This is a genomic window from Corallococcus sp. AB030 (assembly GCF_003668965.1).
Lineage (GTDB): Bacteria > Myxococcota > Myxococcia > Myxococcales > Myxococcaceae > Corallococcus > Corallococcus exiguus.
In genome coordinates, this window is sequence record NZ_RAWQ01000437.1 from 1 (window position 1) to 1552 (window position 1552).

General features: G+C 72.6%; 1 protein-coding gene. It reads right to left on the minus strand.

Going from position 1 to position 1552, the window contains the following annotated elements:
- Positions 1-44: 44 nt before the first annotated feature.
- On the minus strand, positions 45-1259 hold the full coding sequence (gene epsE, locus D7Y15_RS43430; protein WP_121756212.1) for an exopolysaccharide biosynthesis GT4 family glycosyltransferase EpsE: 1215 nt from the start codon (positions 1257-1259) through the stop codon (positions 45-47).
- Positions 1260-1552 lie beyond the last annotated feature (293 nt).

Genomic DNA, 1552 nt, shown 5'->3' on the forward strand with positions numbered 1-1552 from the left:
GCGCCACCGCCCTGTTCTTCTGGAAGGCCGTGCGCTGAAGCCGGCTACGCCAGCATCCGCGCCAGCATGTCCGCGCTGCGCTCGCTGCTGAACTGCTCCTCCACCTTGCGGCGGCCGGCCTCGCCCAGCCGCACCGCTTCGGCCGGGTCCCGCGCCAGCTTCTCCAACTTCTCCGCCAGCACGGCGGGCGCCTGCGGCGGCACCAGCACGCCGTCCACGCCGTCGTCCACCAGCTCCTTCACGCCGCCCGCGCCCGTCACCACCACCGGCACGCGCATGGCCATGGCCTCCATGATGGCCACGCCCAGCGGCTCCTGGAGGCTCGCCAGCGAGAACAGGTGCGAGCGCTGGATGCCGTCCTTCACCACGTCCTCGCCCACCGCGCCCAAGAGCGTCACCGCGTCCGTGAGGCCGTCCTGCGCGAGCTTCGCCTCCAGCACCTTGCGGTACGTGGTGCCGCCCGCCTCGTCCTCGCCCGCGATGGACAGCCGCGCGTCGATGCCCTTCTTGCGCAGCATCCCCACCGCGTCGATGAGGTCCGCGTGCCCCTTGCACGGGTTCAGCCGGCCGCACGCGAACAGCCGCAGCGGGCCTTCACCGGACCACGGCTCGTAGGCCACCGAGCGCTGGAAGCGCGACAGCTCCACGCCCATGGGCGCCAGCTCGATGCGGTCCGGCAGGCTCCCCGCCAGCTCCTGGCGCACCTCCGCCAGCAGCTTCTTCGTGATGACGAAGGCGAACTTCGCGTGCCGCCACTTCTCCCGCTGGTTCGGGCCGTAGTCGTCCAGCGGCCCGTGCAGCGTCATGCTGTACGTGAGCCCTGACAGCAGGTGCGCGAACATGGCCACGTGCGCCGCGTTGGCGCAGGAGTGCACGTGCACGTGCGTCCAGCCGCGCTCGCGCGCCAGCGAAGCCAGCCGGCCGCCCATCACCGCGAACGCCACCAGCTGCGCGCGGCCCTTCGCGTCCAGGCCCTCCGCCCTCGCGATGGAGGCCAGCACCCGCGCCCAGCCCGTGGGCATGGCCCGGGCAATCTCCAGCGCGGCCCGCAGCACGCCCAGCGGGGGCGGCGGGGCCAGGTACTCCGTGCGCGTCATGGCCTCGCGTGCCCAGCTATGGCTGATGATGCGCGCGGGCGGCGGACGGGTGGACACCAGCTCCGGTGACACGCCCTTCCCCGGCAGCGCCTGCAGCTCGCGCCAGAAGAAGATGTGGGTCTGGCCGGGGAACTCGGGAATCAGGTAGCCGATCTTCTGCACCCCTCTTCCATAACACGCCGCGTCCCCCACGCCCCCCGGCGGACCCCTGCGCGGACTGCTCCTTCTGGGGGTGTCAGCCGTGACAGCAGACCGGTGGCGCGCTCCTTCGCCTGCCCGCCCGCCCGGGTCGTTGGGTCATGACGCCTCATTGCGTTATACCGTCGCCGCTCCCATGTCCGCCGATTCGAGCCCCCCGCCGCCCGCCGAGGAGACCCCGCCCGTCAGCGCCGTGCCCTCGCCGGAGCTGTCGCGGCTGTGGTTCGCGCTGGACCGCCGCGCCTGGAACTACCTGG